The organism is Blastococcus sp. VKM Ac-2987 (genome assembly GCF_026967805.1).
Taxonomy (GTDB): Bacteria; Actinomycetota; Actinomycetes; order Mycobacteriales; family Geodermatophilaceae; genus Blastococcus.
Genome location: NZ_JAPVBG010000003.1, coordinates 245,270 through 262,498, shown reverse-complemented (window position 1 = coordinate 262,498; position 17,229 = coordinate 245,270). Strand labels below are relative to the sequence as shown.

The 17,229-nt window shown below is 74.6% G+C and carries 20 protein-coding genes; 12 read left to right on the top strand and 8 right to left on the bottom strand.

Annotated elements, in window-relative coordinates; all coding sequences use genetic code 11:
* Window positions 1-77: 77 nt before the first annotated feature.
* Window positions 78-305 (bottom strand): DUF3039 domain-containing protein, encoded by a 228-nt coding sequence (locus tag O2W17_RS16580; protein ID WP_269193545.1) that lies wholly within the window; start codon window positions 303-305, stop codon window positions 78-80.
* Between the two features lie 91 nt (window positions 306-396).
* Here O2W17_RS16580 and O2W17_RS16575 point away from each other — a divergent pair, with 91 nt between their 5' ends.
* The 6 genes from O2W17_RS16575 to O2W17_RS16550 all read left to right on the top strand — a co-directional run bounded on the left by O2W17_RS16575 (window position 397) and on the right by O2W17_RS16550 (window position 6,322).
* Window positions 397-1,326 carry a pseudouridine-5'-phosphate glycosidase gene (locus O2W17_RS16575; protein WP_269193544.1) on the top strand — a complete coding sequence of 310 codons (930 nt, stop codon included), beginning with the start codon at window positions 397-399 and terminating at the stop codon, window positions 1,324-1,326.
* A gap of 8 nt (window positions 1,327-1,334) precedes the next feature.
* On the top strand, window positions 1,335-2,213 hold the full coding sequence (locus O2W17_RS16570; protein WP_269193543.1) for a carbohydrate kinase family protein: 879 nt from the start codon (window positions 1,335-1,337) through the stop codon (window positions 2,211-2,213).
* Window positions 2,214-2,324: 111 nt separating this feature from the next.
* Window positions 2,325-3,353 (top strand): iron-siderophore ABC transporter substrate-binding protein, encoded by a 1,029-nt coding sequence (locus O2W17_RS16565; RefSeq protein ID WP_269193542.1) that lies wholly within the window; start codon window positions 2,325-2,327, stop codon window positions 3,351-3,353.
* Complete coding sequence (locus O2W17_RS16560) at window positions 3,350-4,393, top strand: FecCD family ABC transporter permease (protein ID WP_269193541.1); 1,044 nt, start codon at window positions 3,350-3,352, stop codon at window positions 4,391-4,393. Before O2W17_RS16565 ends, O2W17_RS16560 begins: the two co-directional genes overlap by 4 nt.
* A complete protein-coding gene (locus O2W17_RS16555; protein ID WP_269193540.1) occupies window positions 4,390-5,442 on the top strand; it encodes a FecCD family ABC transporter permease in 1,053 nt (350 codons plus the stop codon). Before O2W17_RS16560 ends, O2W17_RS16555 begins: the two co-directional genes overlap by 4 nt.
* Before the next feature lie 52 nt (window positions 5,443-5,494).
* Window positions 5,495-6,322 carry an ABC transporter ATP-binding protein gene (locus O2W17_RS16550; protein ID WP_269193539.1) on the top strand — a complete coding sequence of 276 codons (828 nt, stop codon included), beginning with the start codon at window positions 5,495-5,497 and terminating at the stop codon, window positions 6,320-6,322.
* Here the strand turns inward: O2W17_RS16550 and O2W17_RS16545 are convergent.
* Window positions 6,309-6,647 carry a DUF3099 domain-containing protein gene (locus O2W17_RS16545; protein WP_269193538.1) on the bottom strand — a complete coding sequence of 113 codons (339 nt, stop codon included), beginning with the start codon at window positions 6,645-6,647 and terminating at the stop codon, window positions 6,309-6,311. The genes O2W17_RS16550 and O2W17_RS16545 overlap by 14 nt on opposite strands.
* 108 nt (window positions 6,648-6,755) lie before the next feature.
* Window positions 6,756-7,349, bottom strand: a complete 594-nt coding sequence (locus O2W17_RS16540) for an HhH-GPD-type base excision DNA repair protein (protein WP_269193537.1) — start codon at window positions 7,347-7,349, stop codon at window positions 6,756-6,758.
* A gap of 239 nt (window positions 7,350-7,588) precedes the next feature.
* Here O2W17_RS16540 and O2W17_RS16535 point away from each other — a divergent pair, with 239 nt between their 5' ends.
* The 3 genes from O2W17_RS16535 (at window position 7,589) to O2W17_RS16525 (ending at window position 9,022) form a co-directional block, all read left to right on the top strand.
* On the top strand, window positions 7,589-8,404 hold the full coding sequence (locus tag O2W17_RS16535) for an alpha/beta fold hydrolase (protein WP_269193536.1): 816 nt from the start codon (window positions 7,589-7,591) through the stop codon (window positions 8,402-8,404).
* Window positions 8,405-8,507: 103 nt separating this feature from the next.
* Window positions 8,508-8,708, top strand: a complete 201-nt coding sequence (locus O2W17_RS16530; RefSeq protein WP_269193535.1) for a hypothetical protein — start codon at window positions 8,508-8,510, stop codon at window positions 8,706-8,708.
* Window positions 8,705-9,022 (top strand): type II toxin-antitoxin system PemK/MazF family toxin, encoded by a 318-nt coding sequence (locus tag O2W17_RS16525; RefSeq protein ID WP_269193534.1) that lies wholly within the window; start codon window positions 8,705-8,707, stop codon window positions 9,020-9,022. The genes O2W17_RS16530 and O2W17_RS16525 overlap by 4 nt, the downstream gene beginning before the upstream one ends.
* Before the next feature lie 65 nt (window positions 9,023-9,087).
* Here O2W17_RS16525 and O2W17_RS16520 read toward each other — a convergent pair whose 3' ends face one another.
* On the bottom strand, window positions 9,088-9,225 hold the full coding sequence (locus O2W17_RS16520) for a hypothetical protein (protein ID WP_269193533.1): 138 nt from the start codon (window positions 9,223-9,225) through the stop codon (window positions 9,088-9,090).
* 374 nt (window positions 9,226-9,599) lie between these two features.
* Between O2W17_RS16520 and O2W17_RS16515 the strand changes: the two genes are divergently transcribed.
* A complete protein-coding gene (locus O2W17_RS16515; RefSeq protein WP_269193532.1) occupies window positions 9,600-9,809 on the top strand; it encodes a hypothetical protein in 210 nt (69 codons plus the stop codon).
* A 366-nt stretch (window positions 9,810-10,175) separates the two neighbouring features.
* Here the strand turns inward: O2W17_RS16515 and O2W17_RS16510 are convergent, their stop codons facing one another.
* From O2W17_RS16510 to O2W17_RS16495, 4 genes are all read right to left on the bottom strand, one after another.
* A complete protein-coding gene (locus O2W17_RS16510; protein ID WP_269193531.1) occupies window positions 10,176-11,264 on the bottom strand; it encodes a class I SAM-dependent methyltransferase in 1,089 nt (362 codons plus the stop codon).
* Window positions 11,265-11,395: 131 nt separating this feature from the next.
* Window positions 11,396-13,033, bottom strand: a complete 1,638-nt coding sequence (locus O2W17_RS16505; RefSeq protein ID WP_269193530.1) for a LuxR family transcriptional regulator — start codon at window positions 13,031-13,033, stop codon at window positions 11,396-11,398.
* 324 nt (window positions 13,034-13,357) lie between these two features.
* The gene (locus O2W17_RS16500) at window positions 13,358-13,999 is read right to left on the bottom strand and encodes a response regulator transcription factor (RefSeq protein WP_269193529.1); all 642 of its coding nucleotides are present in this window, start codon (window positions 13,997-13,999) and stop codon (window positions 13,358-13,360) included.
* Window positions 13,996-15,948 (bottom strand): histidine kinase, encoded by a 1,953-nt coding sequence (locus O2W17_RS16495; protein ID WP_269193528.1) that lies wholly within the window; start codon window positions 15,946-15,948, stop codon window positions 13,996-13,998. The genes O2W17_RS16500 and O2W17_RS16495 overlap by 4 nt, the downstream gene beginning before the upstream one ends.
* Before the next feature lie 170 nt (window positions 15,949-16,118).
* Between O2W17_RS16495 and O2W17_RS16490 the strand changes: the two genes are divergently transcribed.
* Both O2W17_RS16490 and O2W17_RS16485 read left to right on the top strand, forming a co-directional pair.
* Window positions 16,119-16,607, top strand: a complete 489-nt coding sequence (locus O2W17_RS16490) for a hypothetical protein (protein WP_269193527.1) — start codon at window positions 16,119-16,121, stop codon at window positions 16,605-16,607.
* A 49-nt stretch (window positions 16,608-16,656) separates the two neighbouring features.
* The gene (locus tag O2W17_RS16485) at window positions 16,657-17,145 is read left to right on the top strand and encodes an allene oxide cyclase barrel-like domain-containing protein (RefSeq protein ID WP_269193526.1); all 489 of its coding nucleotides are present in this window, start codon (window positions 16,657-16,659) and stop codon (window positions 17,143-17,145) included.
* The last annotated feature ends 84 nt before the right edge of the window (window positions 17,146-17,229 follow it).

Genomic DNA, 17,229 nt, shown 5'->3' with positions numbered 1-17,229 from the left:
CTGAGCGCATTCGTCGTCCCTGCGCGGACCCTCCGGGCCGACTCGGGACGACCGAGCAGGTGTTCGGCCCCTGCCCGCTACTTGCGGAGCTGGTTGTAGACCTCCTTGCAGGCCGGGCACACCGGGCTGCCGGGCTTGGGGCTCTTCGTCACCGGGAAGATCTCGCCGCACAGGGCCTCGACCATGGTGCCCATGACCGCGCTCTCGGCGATCTTGTTCTTCTTGACGTAGTGGAAGACCTCGTTGGCGTTGCCGGTGTCCGACTCGCGGACGTCCGGCCGCTCGAGGATGTCGCTGCTGCTCATGCGGGCTCCCTGCTCGACGGTCCAGTCGTGCGGCGGCCGCGCGGCCGGGGTCGCCGCGGTGCTCGGCGCACCCGCCGACCATGATGACAGGGTGCACGACGCGAACACCGCTCCCCAGCCGGTCCTGTCCCCCGAGGTCGCCGACGCCCTGCGCGACGGCCGTCCCGTGGTCGCGCTGGAGAGCACCCTGCTGGCCCACGGGCTCCCCCGTCCGGACAACCGGGCGGCCGCCGACGACGTCGAGGCCGCGGTTCGGGCCGGCGGCGCCGTGCCGGCCACCATCGCCGTGCTCGACGGGGTCCCGCACGTCGGGCTGACGTCCGCGCAGGTCGACCGCGTCTGCGCCGATCCCGACCTGGCCAAGCTCGGCGTCCGGGACCTGCCCGTCGCCGCCGCGCTCGGGATGAGCGGCGCCACCACCGTGTCCAGCACCGCGCTGCTGGCCGAGGCCACCGGCGTCGAAGTCTTCGCCACCGGCGGGCTGGGCGGCGTGCACCGGCAGTCGGCCGACACCTTCGACGAATCCGCCGACCTGACCGCCCTGTCCCGGACCTCGCTGGTCGTGGTCTGCGCCGGCGTGAAGTCGATCCTCGACGTCCCGGCCACCCTCGAGCGGCTGGAGTCCCTGTCGGTCACCGTCGTGGGGTACGGCACGACCACGTTCCCGGGCTTCTACGTCGCCGACTCCGGGTCCACGCTGGACTGGTCGGTCGCCGACGCGGAGCAGGCGGCCGCCGTGTTCGCCGCGCGCCGGCAGCTCGCCCCCGGCGCCGTGGTCGTCGCCAATCCGCTGCCCGCCGACGAGCAGCTGGACCCGGCCCTGCACGACCGGGTCATCGCCGACGCCCTGGCGGCGGCGGACGCGGCCGGGGTGCGCGGCAAGGCGGTCACCCCGTTCGTGCTCGACCACCTCCACCGCGCCAGCGAGGGCGCCACCCTGGCGGTCAACGTCCGGCTGGTGCTGCGCAACGCCGAGCTGGCCGGCCGGATCGCCTCGGCGCTGGCCGCCCGCCCGGCCTGACCGCCGCCGTGCGCACCCCCGTCGTCGTGGTCGGCGACGTGGCCACCGACGTCGTCGTCGTGCTGTCCGGGGAGCCCGCGCCCGGATCGGACCGGCCGGCGTCGATCGCCAGCCGCGGCGGGGGCGCCGGCGCCAACGTCGCGGCGCACCTGGCCCGGCTCGGGACGCCGACGGTGCTGGCCGGGTGCATCGGCGACGACGCACCGGGCGCGGGACTGGCCGCCGAGCTCACGGCGGCCGGGGTGGCGCTGCGGCTGCGCACCGTGCCGGGCGCCGCGACCGGCACGATCGTCAGCCTCGTCGAGCCCGACGGGCAGCGGAGCATGCTGGCCGACCGCGGCGCGAACCTCGCCCTGCGGCCGGCGGACGTGCCCGCCCCCACCCCGGGCGGCCACCTGCACGTCTCCGGGTACACGCTGCTGCACCCCGGTCCGCGCGAGGCCGGGCTGGCCGCCCTGCGGGCGGCGGCGGACGCCGGGTGCACCGTCTCGGTCGACCCGGCGTCGACCGGCCCGCTGCTCGGCTACGGGGTGGACCGGTGGCTGGCGGACACGGCCGGGGCGACGCTCGTCCTGCCCAACGCCGACGAGGCGCGCCTGCTCACCGGCTGCGCCGACCCCACCGCCGCGGCCCGCGCCCTGGCCGGCCGGCACCCGATCGCGGTGGTGACGCTCGGACCGGACGGCGCGCTGTGGGTGGCCGGCGACGAGGTGGTGCACCGCGCCGCCCACCCGACGACGGTCGTGGACACCACCGGGGCCGGCGACGCGTTCGCGGCCGGGCTGCTGGCCGCCTGGCTCGGTACACCCGACCGGTCCCCCGCGGCCGCTCTGGACGCCGGCCTCGCCTGCGCGGCCGAGGTCGTGCGCCGACCCGGCGCCCGGTGATCCCCGCCACCCCCACCCCGGCGTTACCTGTTCGTGATCCGACCCGCGGCGACCATGACCTAGGTTAGGCAAGCCTCACCTGAGCGCACTGGACCTGACCGGAAGGACCCCATGCACCGCCCCACACGCCTGGTCGCGCTCTCCGCGGCAGCGCTCATGACCGTCGCGCTCCCGGCCTGCTCCTCGTCGTCCTCCGCCTCGGACGCCCGGCCGGAGGGCTCGGCGGACTGGACGCCGGTCACCATCGAGCACGCGCTCGGCACGACGACGATCGAGTCGGAGCCCGAGCGGGTCGCGACGGTCAGCTGGGCCAACCACGAGGTGCCGCTGGCCCTCGGCGTCGTCCCCGTCGGCATGGCCGCCGCCAACTTCGGTGACGACGACGGCGACGGGCTGCTGCCGTGGGTCTCCGAGCGGCTCGAGGAGCTCGACGCCGAGACCCCGGTCCTGTTCGACGAGACCGACGGCATCGACTTCGAGGCCGTGGCCGACACCGACCCCGACGTCATCCTGGCCGGCTACTCCGGGCTGACCCAGGAGGACTACGACACGCTGAGCGAGATCGCGCCGGTCGTGGCCTACCCGGAGGCGCCGTGGGCGACGCCGTGGCAGGAGATGATCGAGGTCAACGCCGCGGGGATGGGCATGGCCGAGGAGGGGGCGGAGCTGATCGAGGGGCTCCAGCAGGACATCGACGCCGCCGTCGCCGAGCACCCCGGTCTCGAGGGGACGGCGACCATGTTCCTCACCCACGTGGACACCACCGACCTCAGCGAGGTCAGCTACTACACCCCGTCCGACACGCGGGCCGCGTTCTTCGAGGACCTCGGGCTCACCACCCCCGGGAGCATCGCCGCGGCGTCGACCGACCCGGACAAGTTCTCCGGCGCGATCAGCGCCGAGCAGATCGACACGCTCGGGGACGTGGAGATGATCGTGACCTACGGCGACCAGGCGCTGGTCGACGCACTGGAGGCCGACCCGCTGCTGTCGCAGATGCCCGCGGTCCGCAACGGGGCCGTCGTGCTGCTGCCCAACACCCCGCTGGGCACGGCCGCGAACCCGACCCCGCTCGCCATCCCGTGGGTTCTCGAGGACTACGTCGGGATGCTCGCCGAGGCTGCCGCCAAGGCGTCGTGACCCTGGTCGACACCACCCCCAGCCCGGACGCCGCCCTCTCGCGGCGTCCGGGGTCGGCGCGGTTCCTGTGGCTGCTGGTCGTCCTGGCCGTCCTGGCCGCGCTGATGGCCACCTCGGTGGCGATCGGGTCCCGCGGTGTCGGCTGGTCGGACATCGTCGCCGCCCTCGGTGGGTCCTCGAACACGATCGAGGAGGCGGCGGTGACCAAGCGCATCCCCCGGACCGTGCTCGCGGTGGTCGTCGGTGCCGCGCTCGGGCTGGCGGGCGCGGTCATGCAGGGGGTCACCCGCAACCCGCTGGCCGACCCGGGCGTCCTGGGCATCAACATGGGCGCGTCGCTGGCCGTGGTCGTCGGCTTGGCCTGGTTCGGGCTGTTCACGGCGACCAGCATCATCTGGACGGCGATCACCGGGGCCGCCCTGGCGGCGGTGTTCGTCCACGCCGTCGGATCCCTCGGTCGGGGCGGCGCGACCCCGCTCAAGCTGGCGCTGGCCGGCGCGGCCACGTCGGCCGCCCTGGTCTCCTTCCTCACCGCGATCGCCCTCCCCCGCGGCGACATCGCCGAGGGCGTCCAGTCCTGGGAGGTCGGCGGCGTCGGCGGCGCGTCCTTCGCGACGATCACCCCCGTGCTGCCCTTCCTGCTGGCGGGCGCCGCGATCAGCATCCTGTCCGCGCGCAGCCTGAACTCCCTCGCCCTCGGCGACGAGCTGGCCGCGGGGCTCGGCGAGCGCGTCGTCCTCGTGCGCGCGGTCGCGGCGGGCGGCTCGGTGCTGCTGTGCGGGGCGGCCACCGCCGTCGCCGGGCCGATCGGCTTCGTCGGGCTCGTCGTCCCCCACCTGTGCCGGCTGCTGGTGGGCGTGGATCACCGGTGGCTGCTGCCGTTCTCGGCGCTGACGGGGGCCTGCCTGCTGACCGCGGCCGACGTGCTCGGCCGCATCGTCGCCCGGCCCGCCGAGGTCGACGTCGGCATCATCACCGCGCTCATCGGCGCGCCCTTCTTCATCGCCATCGTCCGCCGGCAGAAGGTGCGCGAGCTGTGACCGCCCTCGCCACCCCGTCGCCGTCGACCGTCGACGCCGTCGCCCGCGGCCGGGTCCGCCGCGCCTCCCGCCGGCGACTCGTCGTGGTGGCGCTGGCCGTCCTCGTCGTCACGGCGTACACGGTCAGCCTGATGGTCGGGCGGACGTCCTACCCGCCCGGCGACGTGCTCCGGGTCGTCCTCGGCGAGGAGGTCCCCGGCGCGACCTTCACGGTCGGGCGGCTGCGGCTGCCGCGGGCGACCCTCGCCCTGGTGGCCGGGCTGGGGTTCGGCCTGGCCGGTGTGACGTTCCAGACGATGCTGCGCAACCCGCTCGCCAGCCCGGACGTGATCGGCATCAGCTCGGGTGCGAGCGCGGCCGCCGCCTTCGCCATCGTCATCCTCGGCTGGTCGGGGACCGCAGTCTCGCTCACCGCGATCGTCGCGGCGCTGACCGTGGCCCTGATGATCTACACGCTGGCGTTCAAGGACGGTGTCGCGGGCACCCGGCTGATCCTCATCGGCATCGGCGTGGCGGCCATGTGCACCAGCATCACCTCCTACGTGCTGTCGCAGGCCGGGGCCTGGGACTACGCCGAGGCGCTGCGCTGGCTGACCGGCAGCCTCAACGGCACGACGTGGGAGGCGACCGTCCCGGCCCTGCTGGCGCTGGTCGTGCTCGCGCCGGTGCTGCTGTCCCGGACGAGGGACCTGTCGGCGCTGCAGCTGGGCGACGACACCGCCTCGGCCCTGGGCGTGCGGGTCGAGCGGACCCGGCTCGTCGCGATCGTGGCCGCGGTCGGCCTGATCGCCTTCGCCACCGCGGCCTGCGGGCCGATCGCCTTCGTGTCGTTCCTCGCCGGCCCCATCGCGGCGCGGATCGTCGGCCCGCACGGATCGCTGCTCGTGCCGGCCGCCCTCGTCGGGGCGCTCCTGGTGCTGGTCGCCGACCTGGCCGGCCAGTACGCGCTCGGCACGCGTTACCCCGTCGGCGTCGTCACCGGGGTGCTCGGCGCCCCGTACCTGATCTACCTGATCGTCCGCACGAACCGCGCCGGAGGCTCGCTGTGAGCGGCCCTGCAGTCCTGGCGGCTAGGCCGCACGCGAGCGAACGGAGAACACCATGACCGCCACCCACGTCCTCGCCGCCGAGGCCCTGCGGCTGGGGTACGGCGAGCGCACGGTCATCGAGCACCTGGACCTCGTCGTGCCACCCGGCCGGATCACCGCGATCGTCGGGGCGAACGCCTGCGGCAAGTCGACCCTGCTGCGGTCGATGTCGCGGCTGCTCGCCCCGCGGGAGGGCCGGGTGCTGCTCGACGGCAAGGCGGTGCACCGGATGCCGGCCAAGGAGCTGGCGCGCACCCTCGGGCTGCTCCCGCAGTCGCCGATCTCGCCGGAGGGCATCACGGTCGCCGATCTCATCGGCCGCGGCCGCCACCCGCACCAGGGCCTCTTCACCCGCTGGCGCCCGGAGGACGACGCGGCGGTGGCCGCGGCCCTCGAGGCGACGCAGACGACCGGGCTGGCCGACCGCGCCGTCGACGAACTCTCGGGCGGGCAGCGCCAGCGGGTGTGGATCGCCATGGCGCTGGCCCAGCAGACCGACCTGCTGCTGCTCGACGAGCCGACGACGTTCCTCGACGTCAGCCACCAGATCGAGGTCCTCGACCTGCTGACCGACCTCAACCGGGCCCGCGGCACGACCGTCGTCATGGTGCTGCACGACCTCAACCTGGCCGCGCGCTACGCCGACCACCTGATCGCCCTGGCGGCGGGCCGCCTGCACGCGGCCGGCGACCCGGCGGACGTGCTCACCGAGGAGTGCGTGCGGGCGGTCTTCGGGCTCGACAGCCGGGTCGTGGTCGACCCGACGTCGGGCCGGCCGCTGATGCTGCCGATCGGCCGGCACCACATGCGGGAGCCGGCCGGGACGTTCAGCCCTCGATGATCCGCCCGGATCGCGCGGGGTTCGCCAGGACGCGGTCGGGGCGCGCGTCGACGCCCTTGAGGCGGGTCTTGGCCTTGGGCGGCCGGTCGTTGGCCATGACCACGGCGATCCACGGCAGCACCGTGCCCAGGATCGCGAGGATGACCATCAGCCAGACGATCTGGTAGAAGACGGCGGCCAGGATCAGCGCCACGCTGCGGATGGCCATGGTGATCGCGTAGCGCCGCTTCCGGGCCGCCTGCTGGTCGATCATGCTCGGAGCTGCCTCGGTGATCAGCACCGGCTCCGGTCGGCGCGACCGCTGGAACTGCTGGCTCGAGGCCACGGGCACTCTTCCCTCCGCTGGCCGGGGTGACTCGGAGGGTGACCCCGCCGGCTCCCGGACCAGCCCCATGGTGCCACCGGGACGGAGCCCGTGCAGGTGCTCTCCGACTCAGCTCCCCGGTCCCTGCTTCGCCGCCTTCGCGGCCTGCTTCTGCTCCTGCTTGAAGGCCCGCACCTCGGCCAGCGACCCGGGGCCGGTGATGTCGGCGACCGAGCGCCGCGAGCCCTCGGTGCCGTAGTCGCCGGCCGCCTCCCGCCAGCCCGGCGGCGTGACGCCGTACTGCTTGCCGAGCAGCGCGAGGAAGATCTTCGACTTCTGCGCGCCGAAGCCCGGGAGCCCGTTCAGCCGCTTCAGCAGCGTGGCCCCGTCCGGGGCGTCGGCCCACAGCCCCTCGGCCCGCCCGTCGTAGTGCTCCACCAGGGCGCGGCACACCTCCTGCGCCCGGCCGGCCATCGAGCCCGGGTAGCGGTGCAGGGCCGGCGGCCCCTGGAAGACGCGGACCAGCTCCTCGGGGTCCATGTCGGACAGCTGCGCGGCGGACAACGTCTGCACGCCGAGCCGGTCGGCCAGCAGCCGTGGGGCACCGAAGGCCCGCTCCATCGGGAACTGCTGGTCCAGCAGCATCCCGACCAGCAGCGCGAGCGGGTCGCGGCTCAGCAGCTCGTCGGCGGCGGCGTCCTGGGCGATGCGGAGGGTCGGCACCCTGACGATGGTGCCGCAGCGCCCTCCCTCGGCCATCACCGGCCGACGTGCTCGCAGCGACTCCGGTGACGCCGCTCCCACCGGCTACCGGGTAGTGAACGACTCACGCGGTGCCACCGTCGCGCCCCCCGATCTCGACGACGTGGTGCCGCCGTACGGCCGACGGGGGTTCGAGGGGAGTGGAGCCGTCCACCCTGTCGTCTGGACGGCGGCCAGGTCTGCGTTCCACCCTTGCCGCCATGGAGCTCTCGATGGCCCGGGTTCCCATCCAGGACGGAGAGCTGGAGGCGGCGGTCCTCGGGGTCGGCGAACCCCTCGTGCTCGTGCCGACCGCACTGGCTGCTGATCAACTCCTGCCGCTGGCCGAGCGACTGCGGACGCGGTTCGGCGTCGTCCACTACCACCGGCGCGGTTATGCCGGCAGCAGCCCGGCGATGCCGCCCGGTTCCGTCGCTCGGGACGCGGCCGACTGCGCACAACTGCTCGCGGCGCTCGCCGTCGAACGAGCTCACCTTCTCGGCACGTCCTACAGCGCCGCGGTCGCGCTCCAGCTGGCCATCGACCACCCCAACTTGGTCCACACGCTCACGCTGGTCGAGCCGCCTCCGGTGCACGGTCCTGCGGATGCCGCCTTCCGCGCCGCCAACACCGCTCTCCTAGCCGACCGCCGGGCACGCGGCGCGACGGCGGCCGCCGACCACTTCCTCACGACCACGACGGGGCCCGATTGGCGCAGTCGGCTCGACGAGGCCGTCCCGGGAAGCTCAGCGCAGGTGCTGCGCGACAGTCACACCTTCCTCGACGCCGACATCCCTGCGCTGCTGGCCTGGGACTGCGACGACTCCACCGCGGCGCGAGTGCGCTGTCCGGTGCTGCACGTCGCCGGGAGCGACCACGGCCCGCTCTTCCACGGCGTCGGTGGGCTGATCCGCAGGTGGCTGCCCGCCGCCGACCAGGTGACGATCGCCGGCACCGGGCATGACGTCACGTTCACGCACCCCGACGTGCTGGCCGAGGTGCTCGTCCCGTTCCTGGTCCGCCATCCCGTCGGCTGACCCTGGGCGGGCCGCGGCAGACCGGAGCCGGTCAGGACCAGCAGCGCGCGGCAGATCCGGACACTTGTTGTACAGCCGTCGCGCACTTGTCTAACATCACGGCGTGGCCAGGACGATCGGATTCCGTGCGACCGAGGACGACGAGCGGATCATCCGCGAGGCGATCCGGGACGACGAGCGCACGGCCGACGTCATCCGCCGCGCACTGCGCCTGCTGGATCGTGAGGCATGGCTGGCCCGGGGACGTGCCGACGCCGAGCGGTTGGCCGACGAGGACCTGTCCGACGAGACCGACGCCTGGTGATCCGCGGGGCCGTCTATCGGGTGGACCTCGGCGAGGCCCGACGTGGTCACGAGCAGCGTGGCCGGCGCTACGGCCTGGTGCTCAGCCCGACCGACATGGCCTGGAGCATCGCGACGATCGTCCCGACCTCGACGAAGGCGCAGCCGGCGGTGTTCCGGCCCGAGATCGAGTTGGGCGGGGTCCCCACCCGGTTCCTCGTCGACCAGCTCCGCAGCATCGACGTGAGCTTCATCGACGGGGAGCCCGCCTTCGTCCTCCATCGCGACGAACTCGAGGAGGTCGAGGTCGCCCTGGCCAGGTACCTCGGTCTCTGACATGACACTCGGGCGACCAGGTGTCTGCGCGGCTCGTCGGGGGCGGACGCCTCCCTTCCGACCACCTACCGCGCCCGGGTGGCCGCTGCACTGCTTCGTCGACCCAAGCGCTGGTCCAGCAGCATGCCGAGGAGCAGCGCGAGCGGGTCGCGGCCGAGCAGTTCGTCGGCGGCGTCGTCCTGGGCGATGCGGAGAGTCGGCACACCGAAGACGGTGCCCTAGGGCGATCCCGGGGCAATCACCCGCGAGCAGGAGCGGCGGCCGACCCATCTACTGCATGCCGCCTGCGCCACCCCCGCCGCTGCCGAGGCCCCGGGCGATTATCGCGGTTTTCGTCACCCGGTCCTCCGGCGGCAGATCGTTGGGGTCGGTCCCGTAGACGGCCTGCGTGTCGGCAGCCGCCGCCCCGACGGATTCCCCACCGCACGCTGCGTCGCACGCCCATCCCTCGTCCTCCTCTTCTGCCTGTGCGGATACAGGTCATCCCGGGTCAGGGTCGATCGGAAGGGGCGAAGGTTCTCGGCCGCAGAGACCTTCCGCTCTGGGGGAGCCATGACGCGCCGGACAGCCTCGGGAGGTGACCGGTAAACCCCTTCGCTGCCACCTGGGGCTCCACTCGTGGCTATCCCGTCACCCGGCCGACGAGCGCTACGACGGCCCGGACCAGAAGGTCTGCCGCCGCTGCGGCAAGGAGCGAGGCCTCCCCTTCGGTGTCGTTCCCCCGGGCCCGGGCGGCAGCGGCAGCGGCGACGGCGGCGGCGGCGGCGGCGGCGGCGGCATGACCTGATCGCAGGAGCACCACGGTCGGTCCACTTCTCCGACGCAACGGCCTCGTCGACCCGGCAGACGGCCGCGCACATCGACGCCCGCGCGGCCACCCACTCCATGCCCGTGCGCCATGCGCACCCGCCACCCGGTGACCGGCTGCCGAGGGGTCCCGGCGAGCAGCGTTCAGGAGTCACCTTTCCCGCACGCTCCACTGTTTCGTTGACGCCTGTGCTGGTCCAGCAGCATCCCGATCGGCAGGGCCAGCGGGTCGCGGCCGAGCAGCTCGTCGGCGGCGTCGTCCTGGGCGATGCGAAGGGGTGGGCACGCGTTCATCGTGCCTGGCCCGCACCGGACGCAATCGCGGGGCGATGCCCTGACTTCAGGCTCAGCCGAGGGTGCAGACGTAGTAGGCGTTCTGCGGGTCGGTGTCGATCTCCCGGACCCTGACATCGGCGAAGCCCGCCTCACCGAGCATGCGCAGCGCGGTCTGCCGGCCCCACATCGTGCCCAGTCCCACCCCGCCCAGGTCCAACGAGACCGGCATGCAGTGCAGCAGCGAGCAGGTGTAGAGGAGCGTCGCCAGCGGCAGGTCGACGTTGTCGGCGACCTCGCTCGACCCGGTGATGTCCACCATGAGGAACACCCCGTCCGGCCGCAGCGCCGCGGCGACGGCGGCCAGCACCTGCGCCGGCTGCGCCTGGTCGTGGATGGTGTCGAAGGCGGTGATCAGGTCGAAGGCGTCGGCACGGTCGAGGTCGGCGACGTCCTGCAGCTCGAAGCGGGTGTTCGGCAGGTTCCAGTCGACCGCCTCGGCCCGGGCCCGACCGATCGCCTCCGGTGAGAAGTCGTAGCCGATGAAGCGGCTCGCCGGGAAGGCCCGGGCCATGAGGTTGACCGCGTGGCCGGAGCCGCAGCCGAAGTCGGCGACGTCGATGCCGGCGGTGAGCCGTTCCGGCAGACCCGGGACGAGGGGCAGGATGGTGGCGAGCAGCGAGGCGTCGTTGACGGCGGCGCTGTCCTCGGCCATCACCTCGTGGAACCGGCTGAACGCCGAGTAGGGCACTCCCCCGCCCGAGCGGAACGCCTCCACCACCAGGTGCTCGGCCTCGGCGAGCATCGGGATGTACCGGCACAGCCGGGCCAGGTTGTCCGGTCCGGCGGCTCGGGTGAGCGCGGCGGCGTGCTCGGGAGGCAGCCGGTAGGTGCGGGTCGAGGCGTCGTGCTCGACGACGTGGGCCACGGTCAGCGCGGCGAGCCATTCGCGCACGTAGCGCTCCTGCATCCCGGCAGCCCGTGCGACGTGCTCCGACGTGGCGCCGTCCAGTTCCGCCAGCACGTCGAACAGCCCGAGTTGGTCGCCGATGCTGCACTGCAGCACCAGGCTGGCCGCATCGACGGCGCTGACCATCCGATCGGCGAAGGCCGTCGCCCGCTGCTCGTCCAACGGGCGCTGCTGCATCTGGGTGGTGGGCATGATCGCTCCGGGGGGTCCGTGCTCGGGCAGTCGTTCGGCTGCCCGACCGACGCTAGGGCGAGCGCGGACCGCGATGCTTCGGTGCGAACACCCATCCGCGCGGAGAGCATGGGTGTTCCTGCGCACTCCCGTCAGACCAGGCTGTGCTCGACCGCGTACCGGGTGGCGGCGGACCGGGAGCCGACGCCGAGCTTGGGGTAGAGGTTGGACAGGTGCCGCTCCACCGTCCGCCGGCTGATCGTCAGGGTCGCGGCGATGTCGGCGTTGTGCAATCCCGCCGCGAGGAGGCGCAGGACCTCAGCCTCCCGCCGGGTCAGGCCGGCAGGGGTCGGTGCGGTAGCCCTGCCGCCGAGTTCCGGCCATGCGGGACGGGCGCGCAGCCGGGCGAGCACCTTCGCCGCCGCGTCCTCCTCGAGCTCCGCGCTCGCCCGGTCACCCAGAGCTCGGTAGCACCGGGCGAGCAGCTGCCGGCTGCACGCGGCCTCATAGGGCGTGCCCAGCTCGTGCCACCGGTGGCAGGCGGCCCGCAGCGGCGGCAGCGCCTCGGCCGGGGCTCCCCGTGCCAGGGCGACCGCCCCGGCCGCGGTGCCCGCCAGCGGGACGACGAGGGACTGCGGCCAGGTGCTGCCGAGCTCGCGCAGCTCCTCCGAGCGCCGCTGCGCCTCGGCGAGGTCGTCCGCGGCGCAGGCGATGCGGATGGCCGCCGTCAGCAACCGGGCCCGCTGGTGGAGGTGCCCTTCCGCCCCGTGCAGCAACGCCGTCCGCACCGCAGCACCGGCGGCGGCGACGTCCCCGCGGTCCAGCTGCAGCAGCGCCAGACCGAGCTGCGGGTCGGCGCCGCGCCGGTGCGCCTCCCCGAACGCCGTCTCGGCCCCGGGTCGGTCCCCGGTGAGCAGCCGTAGCTCACCGCGGACCAGCCAGGCCGCCCCGACGGTCTCCTGGCACAACTCGCGCAGCTCGCGGCAGGTCCGGTCCAGCGCCGGTTCCACCCGTTCCCACTCACCGGACAGCTGCCAGAGCCGGGCCCGGTACACGCGGCACGCGCCGGTGAACAGCACCGCCGCCGGCAACGAGTCCAGCCACTGCTCGGCGTCGTCGAGCCAGAGCCGCATCCGGGCGACGTCGCCGACCCGTTCGGCGACCTCCATGGCCATGCAGAAGGCGTTGCCCAACCACTCCGGCGACATGGTCTCGGCATCCAGCCCCACCATCGCGTCGTCGAGCAGCGTCATCCCTTGCGGGACCCGCCCGGTCCCGGCCAGGGCGTACCCCTCGGCGACGAGGGCGACCAGCGCCAGCGCCCGGTCCGCCTGCCGGCGTGACAGCGCAACGATGCCGCGGGCGGCGGCCAGCACCCCCTCGGGCGAGGCCTGCGGCAGGTTGTACTCGACGTCGCGGTAGAAGGCGACGTAGCCGTGCGTCGGGGACTCCGGGACGTCGCGCAGCAGCCGGCTGGCCCGGTTCATCCAGCCGGAGCCGAGCGGCAGCTGGCCGAGGAGCAGGTGGTACATCGCCACGTCCGAGGCAGCCGAGGCCGCCTCCTCGAGGCGCCCGGCGTCCAGCAGTTGACGGTGCGCCCGGGCTACGAGGCGAACGGACTCACCGGCCCGTCCACACCACCAGCTGGCCTGCGCCGCCGCGACCAGGTCCTCGGGGGCGCTCATCAGTCCGTCCTGGGCCGCGCGAGAGAACGCCTCCCGGGCTGCGGGCCAGTCGCCCTGCCGGTAGGCCGCCCGCGCCTCGTCCAGCGCCGGCTTCGCCGTGGCCATGACCGTAGTGTCGACCCTCGCGGCGCCGTACGGCTACGCCGTCACATATGCGGCGTCGAGGACGTGCCCCACCGAGCCGGGAAAGATCAGCTGCTTCGTTGACGCACGTCCTGGTCCAGCGGCATGCCCAGGAGCAGGGCGAGCGGGTCGCGGCCGAGCAACTCGTCAGCGGCGTCGTCCTGGGCGATGCGGAGAGTCGGCACCCGCACGATCCGGCCGCACCGGCCCAGGGGTGCAGGCGACGCCGTCCGTGGGGGGAACGTCTCCTCCGGGGGCAGGAGTCAACCGCTCCTCGCGCGCAGCGATCGGCACCGGTGCGACGGGCTAGGCGCGGCCCATGCCGGTCTCCCTGGCGCGGGCGATGGCGGTCGCGCGGTCCGGGACCTGCAACTTGGTGAGCACGGCCGAGACGTGGTTGCGCACCGTCTTGTCCGACAGGGCCAGCCGACGGGCGATCTGACCGGTGGGCAGGCCGGCGGCGAGCAGCTCCAGCACCTCGCGTTCGCGCGCGGTCAACCCGGGGAAGGCCGGGGTCGTGGAGGCGGTCCCGGTCAGGGCGTCGACGACGCGCCGCGCGACCGCTCCGCCGTAGACGGCGTCGCCGCCGGCGACCGCGAGAACGGCCCGGACGATCTCCTCCCGATCCGCGCCCTTGAGCAGGTAGCCCCGCGCTCCTGCGCGGAGCGCCCCGAGCAGGGAGCCGTCGTCCTCGTGCATGGTGAGCACGAGGACGCCCAGGCCCGGGCGCCGTCGGGTCAGCTCGTCGATGGCCGCCGTGCCGGACAGGGTCGGCATGGAGAGGTCGGTCAGGACGACGTCCGGCGCACAGCGGTCCACCACGGCCAGCAGCTCCGCCCCGTCGGCTGCCTCCCCGACCACCTCGACCTCGGGCGAGGCGTCGAGGACGGCGCGCAGCCCGAACCGGTACATCGGGTGGTCGTCGGCCAGCACCACGCGCACGGTCACCGCTCCGCCTCCAGCGGCAGACCGGCGGTGACGCGCGTGCCCCCCGGCCCGCTGGTCACCGTGAGCCCGCCCCTCACGGCCGCGGCACGGGTACGCATCGAGACCAGGCCCACCCCGCCGGCACGGCAGCCGTCGGATGGGGCGAAGCCCGTGCCGTCGTCGACCACGGTCACTTCCAGGCACCCGCGCCGCGCGCGCACGTACACCTCGGCCGATCGGGCGCCGGAGTGGCGGGCCACGTTGGTCAGCGCCTCCTGGGCGATCCGGTAGGCCGCCGTCTCGACCTCCGGCGGCAGCTGGGGCAGTTGCTCGGCGATCACCCGCACCGGCACCCTGGAGGCGAGCGTGTCGGCGTGCCGGCGGACCGCCACCACGAGACCGAGATCGTCGAGCGGAGCCGGGCGGAGCCCGTCGAGGATCCGACGGACCTCGCCGACGGCGGCATCGACCTCGTCCTTCAACCGGGCCAGCAGTCCCCCGGTCGACGGCTCGGCGGTCCGGCCCAGCTGCGCCTGGACCGCCTGCACCCCCAGGCCGATCCCGGCCAGCGACGGGCCGAGGCCGTCGTGCAGGTCACGGCGGATGCGGTCCCGCTCGGCGTGGGTGGCGGTCAGCACCCGGTCGCGCTCGCGCTCCAGCGAGCGGGTGAGCTCCAGCGCCCGGACCACGACCGCGACCTGCGGCGCCAGCGCTGCCAGCAACCGCCGGTCCCCGGCGGTGAACGCCTCACCGGGCTGCCGCTCGGCCACGCACAGCGTGCCGACGTCCCGACCGCTCACCTTCAGCGGCACGGCGATGGACCCTCCGGGGTCGACCGCTTCCCGGGGCGGCAGCACCCGGGCGGCCGGTGCACGCAGCGCCGCGGTCACCGTGCCCAGGACGGCGGGGAGCAGATCGGCCTCGTCCGCGGTCGCCACCCGGTGGCCGAGCTCGGTCACCGCGGTCACCGGGTCACGGCGCCGTCCGTAGACGAACCGGTCGGCCGCCGCCTGCAACCGTGCGCGCGCCGGGCTGAGCGCGACCGCGAGCAGTGCGGCGGCCACCGCCCCGGTCGCCGGGGAGAGGGTGCGCCCGAGCGCCGCCGCGGCCACCGTCGCGACGACCAGGTACAGGAGGACGACGGCGGCGGTGAGGCCGGCGTAGACCAGCGCCCGGCTCAGCACGATGCCGAGCAGCCGGTACCGGACCACGCCGACGAGGATGGCGACCGGGACCATGAGGGTCAGGGGCAGGGCGACCCACCCGGCGGAGTCCGGCAGGTAGAAGACCGCCAGCATCAGCGGCAGGACGACGCAGACCAGCCAGGCCAGCTGCTGCCGCTCCGGCGGCCGGGCGCGCACCAGCCGCACGACCGTGGCGACCCAGATGGTGGCGGTGCCGCAGAGCACGGCCCCGCCGGCGACGAGGGCGGCCGGGACCCACCAGGTCTCCGGCAGGTCCACCGGGGCGGTCCCGGGGGCGATGTCGTCGTAGGCGGACCGGCTCAGGCTGCTGGCCACGGTGAGGACGGCCAGCCCGGCCGACACCGCGGCCACCGGCCACCGCCACCACCGCGCAGGCAGCCGACCGGACGGGTAGAGGGCGACGAGGACGGTGGCCGGGAGCGTCAGCGACGCGATCCAGATCATCGACGTGCTCTGCGCGACCACTCGCGCGAGGGGCCACTCCGGCTGGGCCGCGGCCACGCCGTATCCCCCGTACGCGTTGCCGCCGACGCTCAGCGCCTGGAGCAGGCCGGTGAGCACGAGCAGCCACCCGATGGCGTTGCGCGGGCGCAGGTGCACCAGGAGCACGCCGGTCGCCGCGTACACGAGGGCGTACACGCCGCCGACGGTCGAGGCCGGCGGATCGGCGACGCGGGCGTCGACCCAGACCGTCAGGCCGAGGGCGGCGGCGCAGAGCAGCGCCGCCGCGACGGCGGCGCCGGTGGTGAGCAGGCGCGGGCGCACCGCGTCAGTGTGCGGCGCCGCGCGTCCCGGGGAAGGCCCTCCGCGTCCCGGTCGATCCGGGAGATCCTCCCGGCTCGGCGGGCCGTACGGCCCATCCGGCGGGTCGGACCGGGCGGCCACGGTGTCCCCGTCCGGCCGCGAGGCGCCGGCCCGATCCGGGAGGACCCGCCATGACCGCCAGTGCCACCACCCCGCCCCCCACCGTCCACCGGCGCGTGCCCATGCCGGACCGCTGGACCACCGCCGGCGCCGGGGTCGCGCTCGTCTGCACGCTCGTCGGCCAGTACGCCGAGACCCCGTGGAAGTCGGGCTCCGGCGACTGGGGGATCGACTTCGCGGGCAACGGCGGCTGGGCCGCGCTCGCGTCGATCGCCGCCTTCGTCGCCGTCGCGGTGGTCCTCGTCGGCCTGGCCACCGACCGGGCGCGGGCCGTTCCGCCGGAGCGGACGGCCCGTCGCGCACTGGTCCTCGCCGTACTGGGCGTGGTGACCCTGGCGGTCTTCTGGACCGGGGTGCCGCCGGTGCTCGCCGGTGGGGCGGCCGGGCTGGCCCTCGACTCACGGCGCCGGGCCGGGCGGCTCCCCACCGCCGCCGCGGCCGGCGGTGCCCTCGCCGTCCTCGTCGTCGCCACCGCGCTCTGGCTGGCCTTCACCGGCTGATCCCGTCCTGCCCCCCCCCCGTCCCGACCCCGCACCCGGAGGAATCCCCGTGACACCGTCCCGCTCCACCCGCCGCGCCGCCCTCACCGCGGCGGCGCTGACCGCCGGTGCCGCTTCGGCGCTGGCCGTCCTGCCATCCGCTGCCGCCGACCAGCCCCTGCGGCTGACCACCGTGGCCGTGCCCGACCGGAACACCGACCTGGACCTCGGCGAACCCGGACCGAGCGCCGGTGACACCCAGGTGTTCCTGGACGACGTCCAGCGCAACGGCCGCACCGTGGGAAGCAGCGCCGGCAGCTGCACCATCGTGACCCTCAGCGAGAGCCGGCTGGTCGGCGCCTGCACCGCCACGGTGACCCTGCCCGAGGGATCGCTCACCGTCCAAGGCGCGTTCGACGAGGACCCCGCCGTCGGGCCCACCAGCTTCGTGTGGGCGGTGACCGGGGGCACCGGTCGCTACACGGGGGCGGCCGGCGAGGTGACCGGCACCCTCCGACCCGGCACGGACACCATCGATCTCGAGGTCCGCCTGCGCTGACCGCCCGCAGCGGTCAGCGCGCTCACGGCACCGGGACCGGCTTCCTCGTGGCGGCCGGTCCCGGTGTCACGACGTCCGGGGCCA

Coding starts and splice junctions, on each gene's coding strand:
- O2W17_RS16490 (WP_269193527.1), top strand. CDS start 16,119: ATGACCGCCAGTGCCACCACCCCGCCCCCCACCGTCCACCGGCGCGTG.
- O2W17_RS16550 (WP_269193539.1), top strand. CDS start 5,495: ATGACCGCCACCCACGTCCTCGCCGCCGAGGCCCTGCGGCTGGGGTAC.
- O2W17_RS16565 (WP_269193542.1), top strand. CDS start 2,325: ATGCACCGCCCCACACGCCTGGTCGCGCTCTCCGCGGCAGCGCTCATG.
- O2W17_RS16510 (WP_269193531.1), bottom strand. CDS start 11,264: ATGCCCACCACCCAGATGCAGCAGCGCCCGTTGGACGAGCAGCGGGCG.
- O2W17_RS16580 (WP_269193545.1), bottom strand. CDS start 305: ATGAGCAGCAGCGACATCCTCGAGCGGCCGGACGTCCGCGAGTCGGAC.
- O2W17_RS16535 (WP_269193536.1), top strand. CDS start 7,589: ATGGAGCTCTCGATGGCCCGGGTTCCCATCCAGGACGGAGAGCTGGAG.
- O2W17_RS16505 (WP_269193530.1), bottom strand. CDS start 13,033: ATGGCCACGGCGAAGCCGGCGCTGGACGAGGCGCGGGCGGCCTACCGG.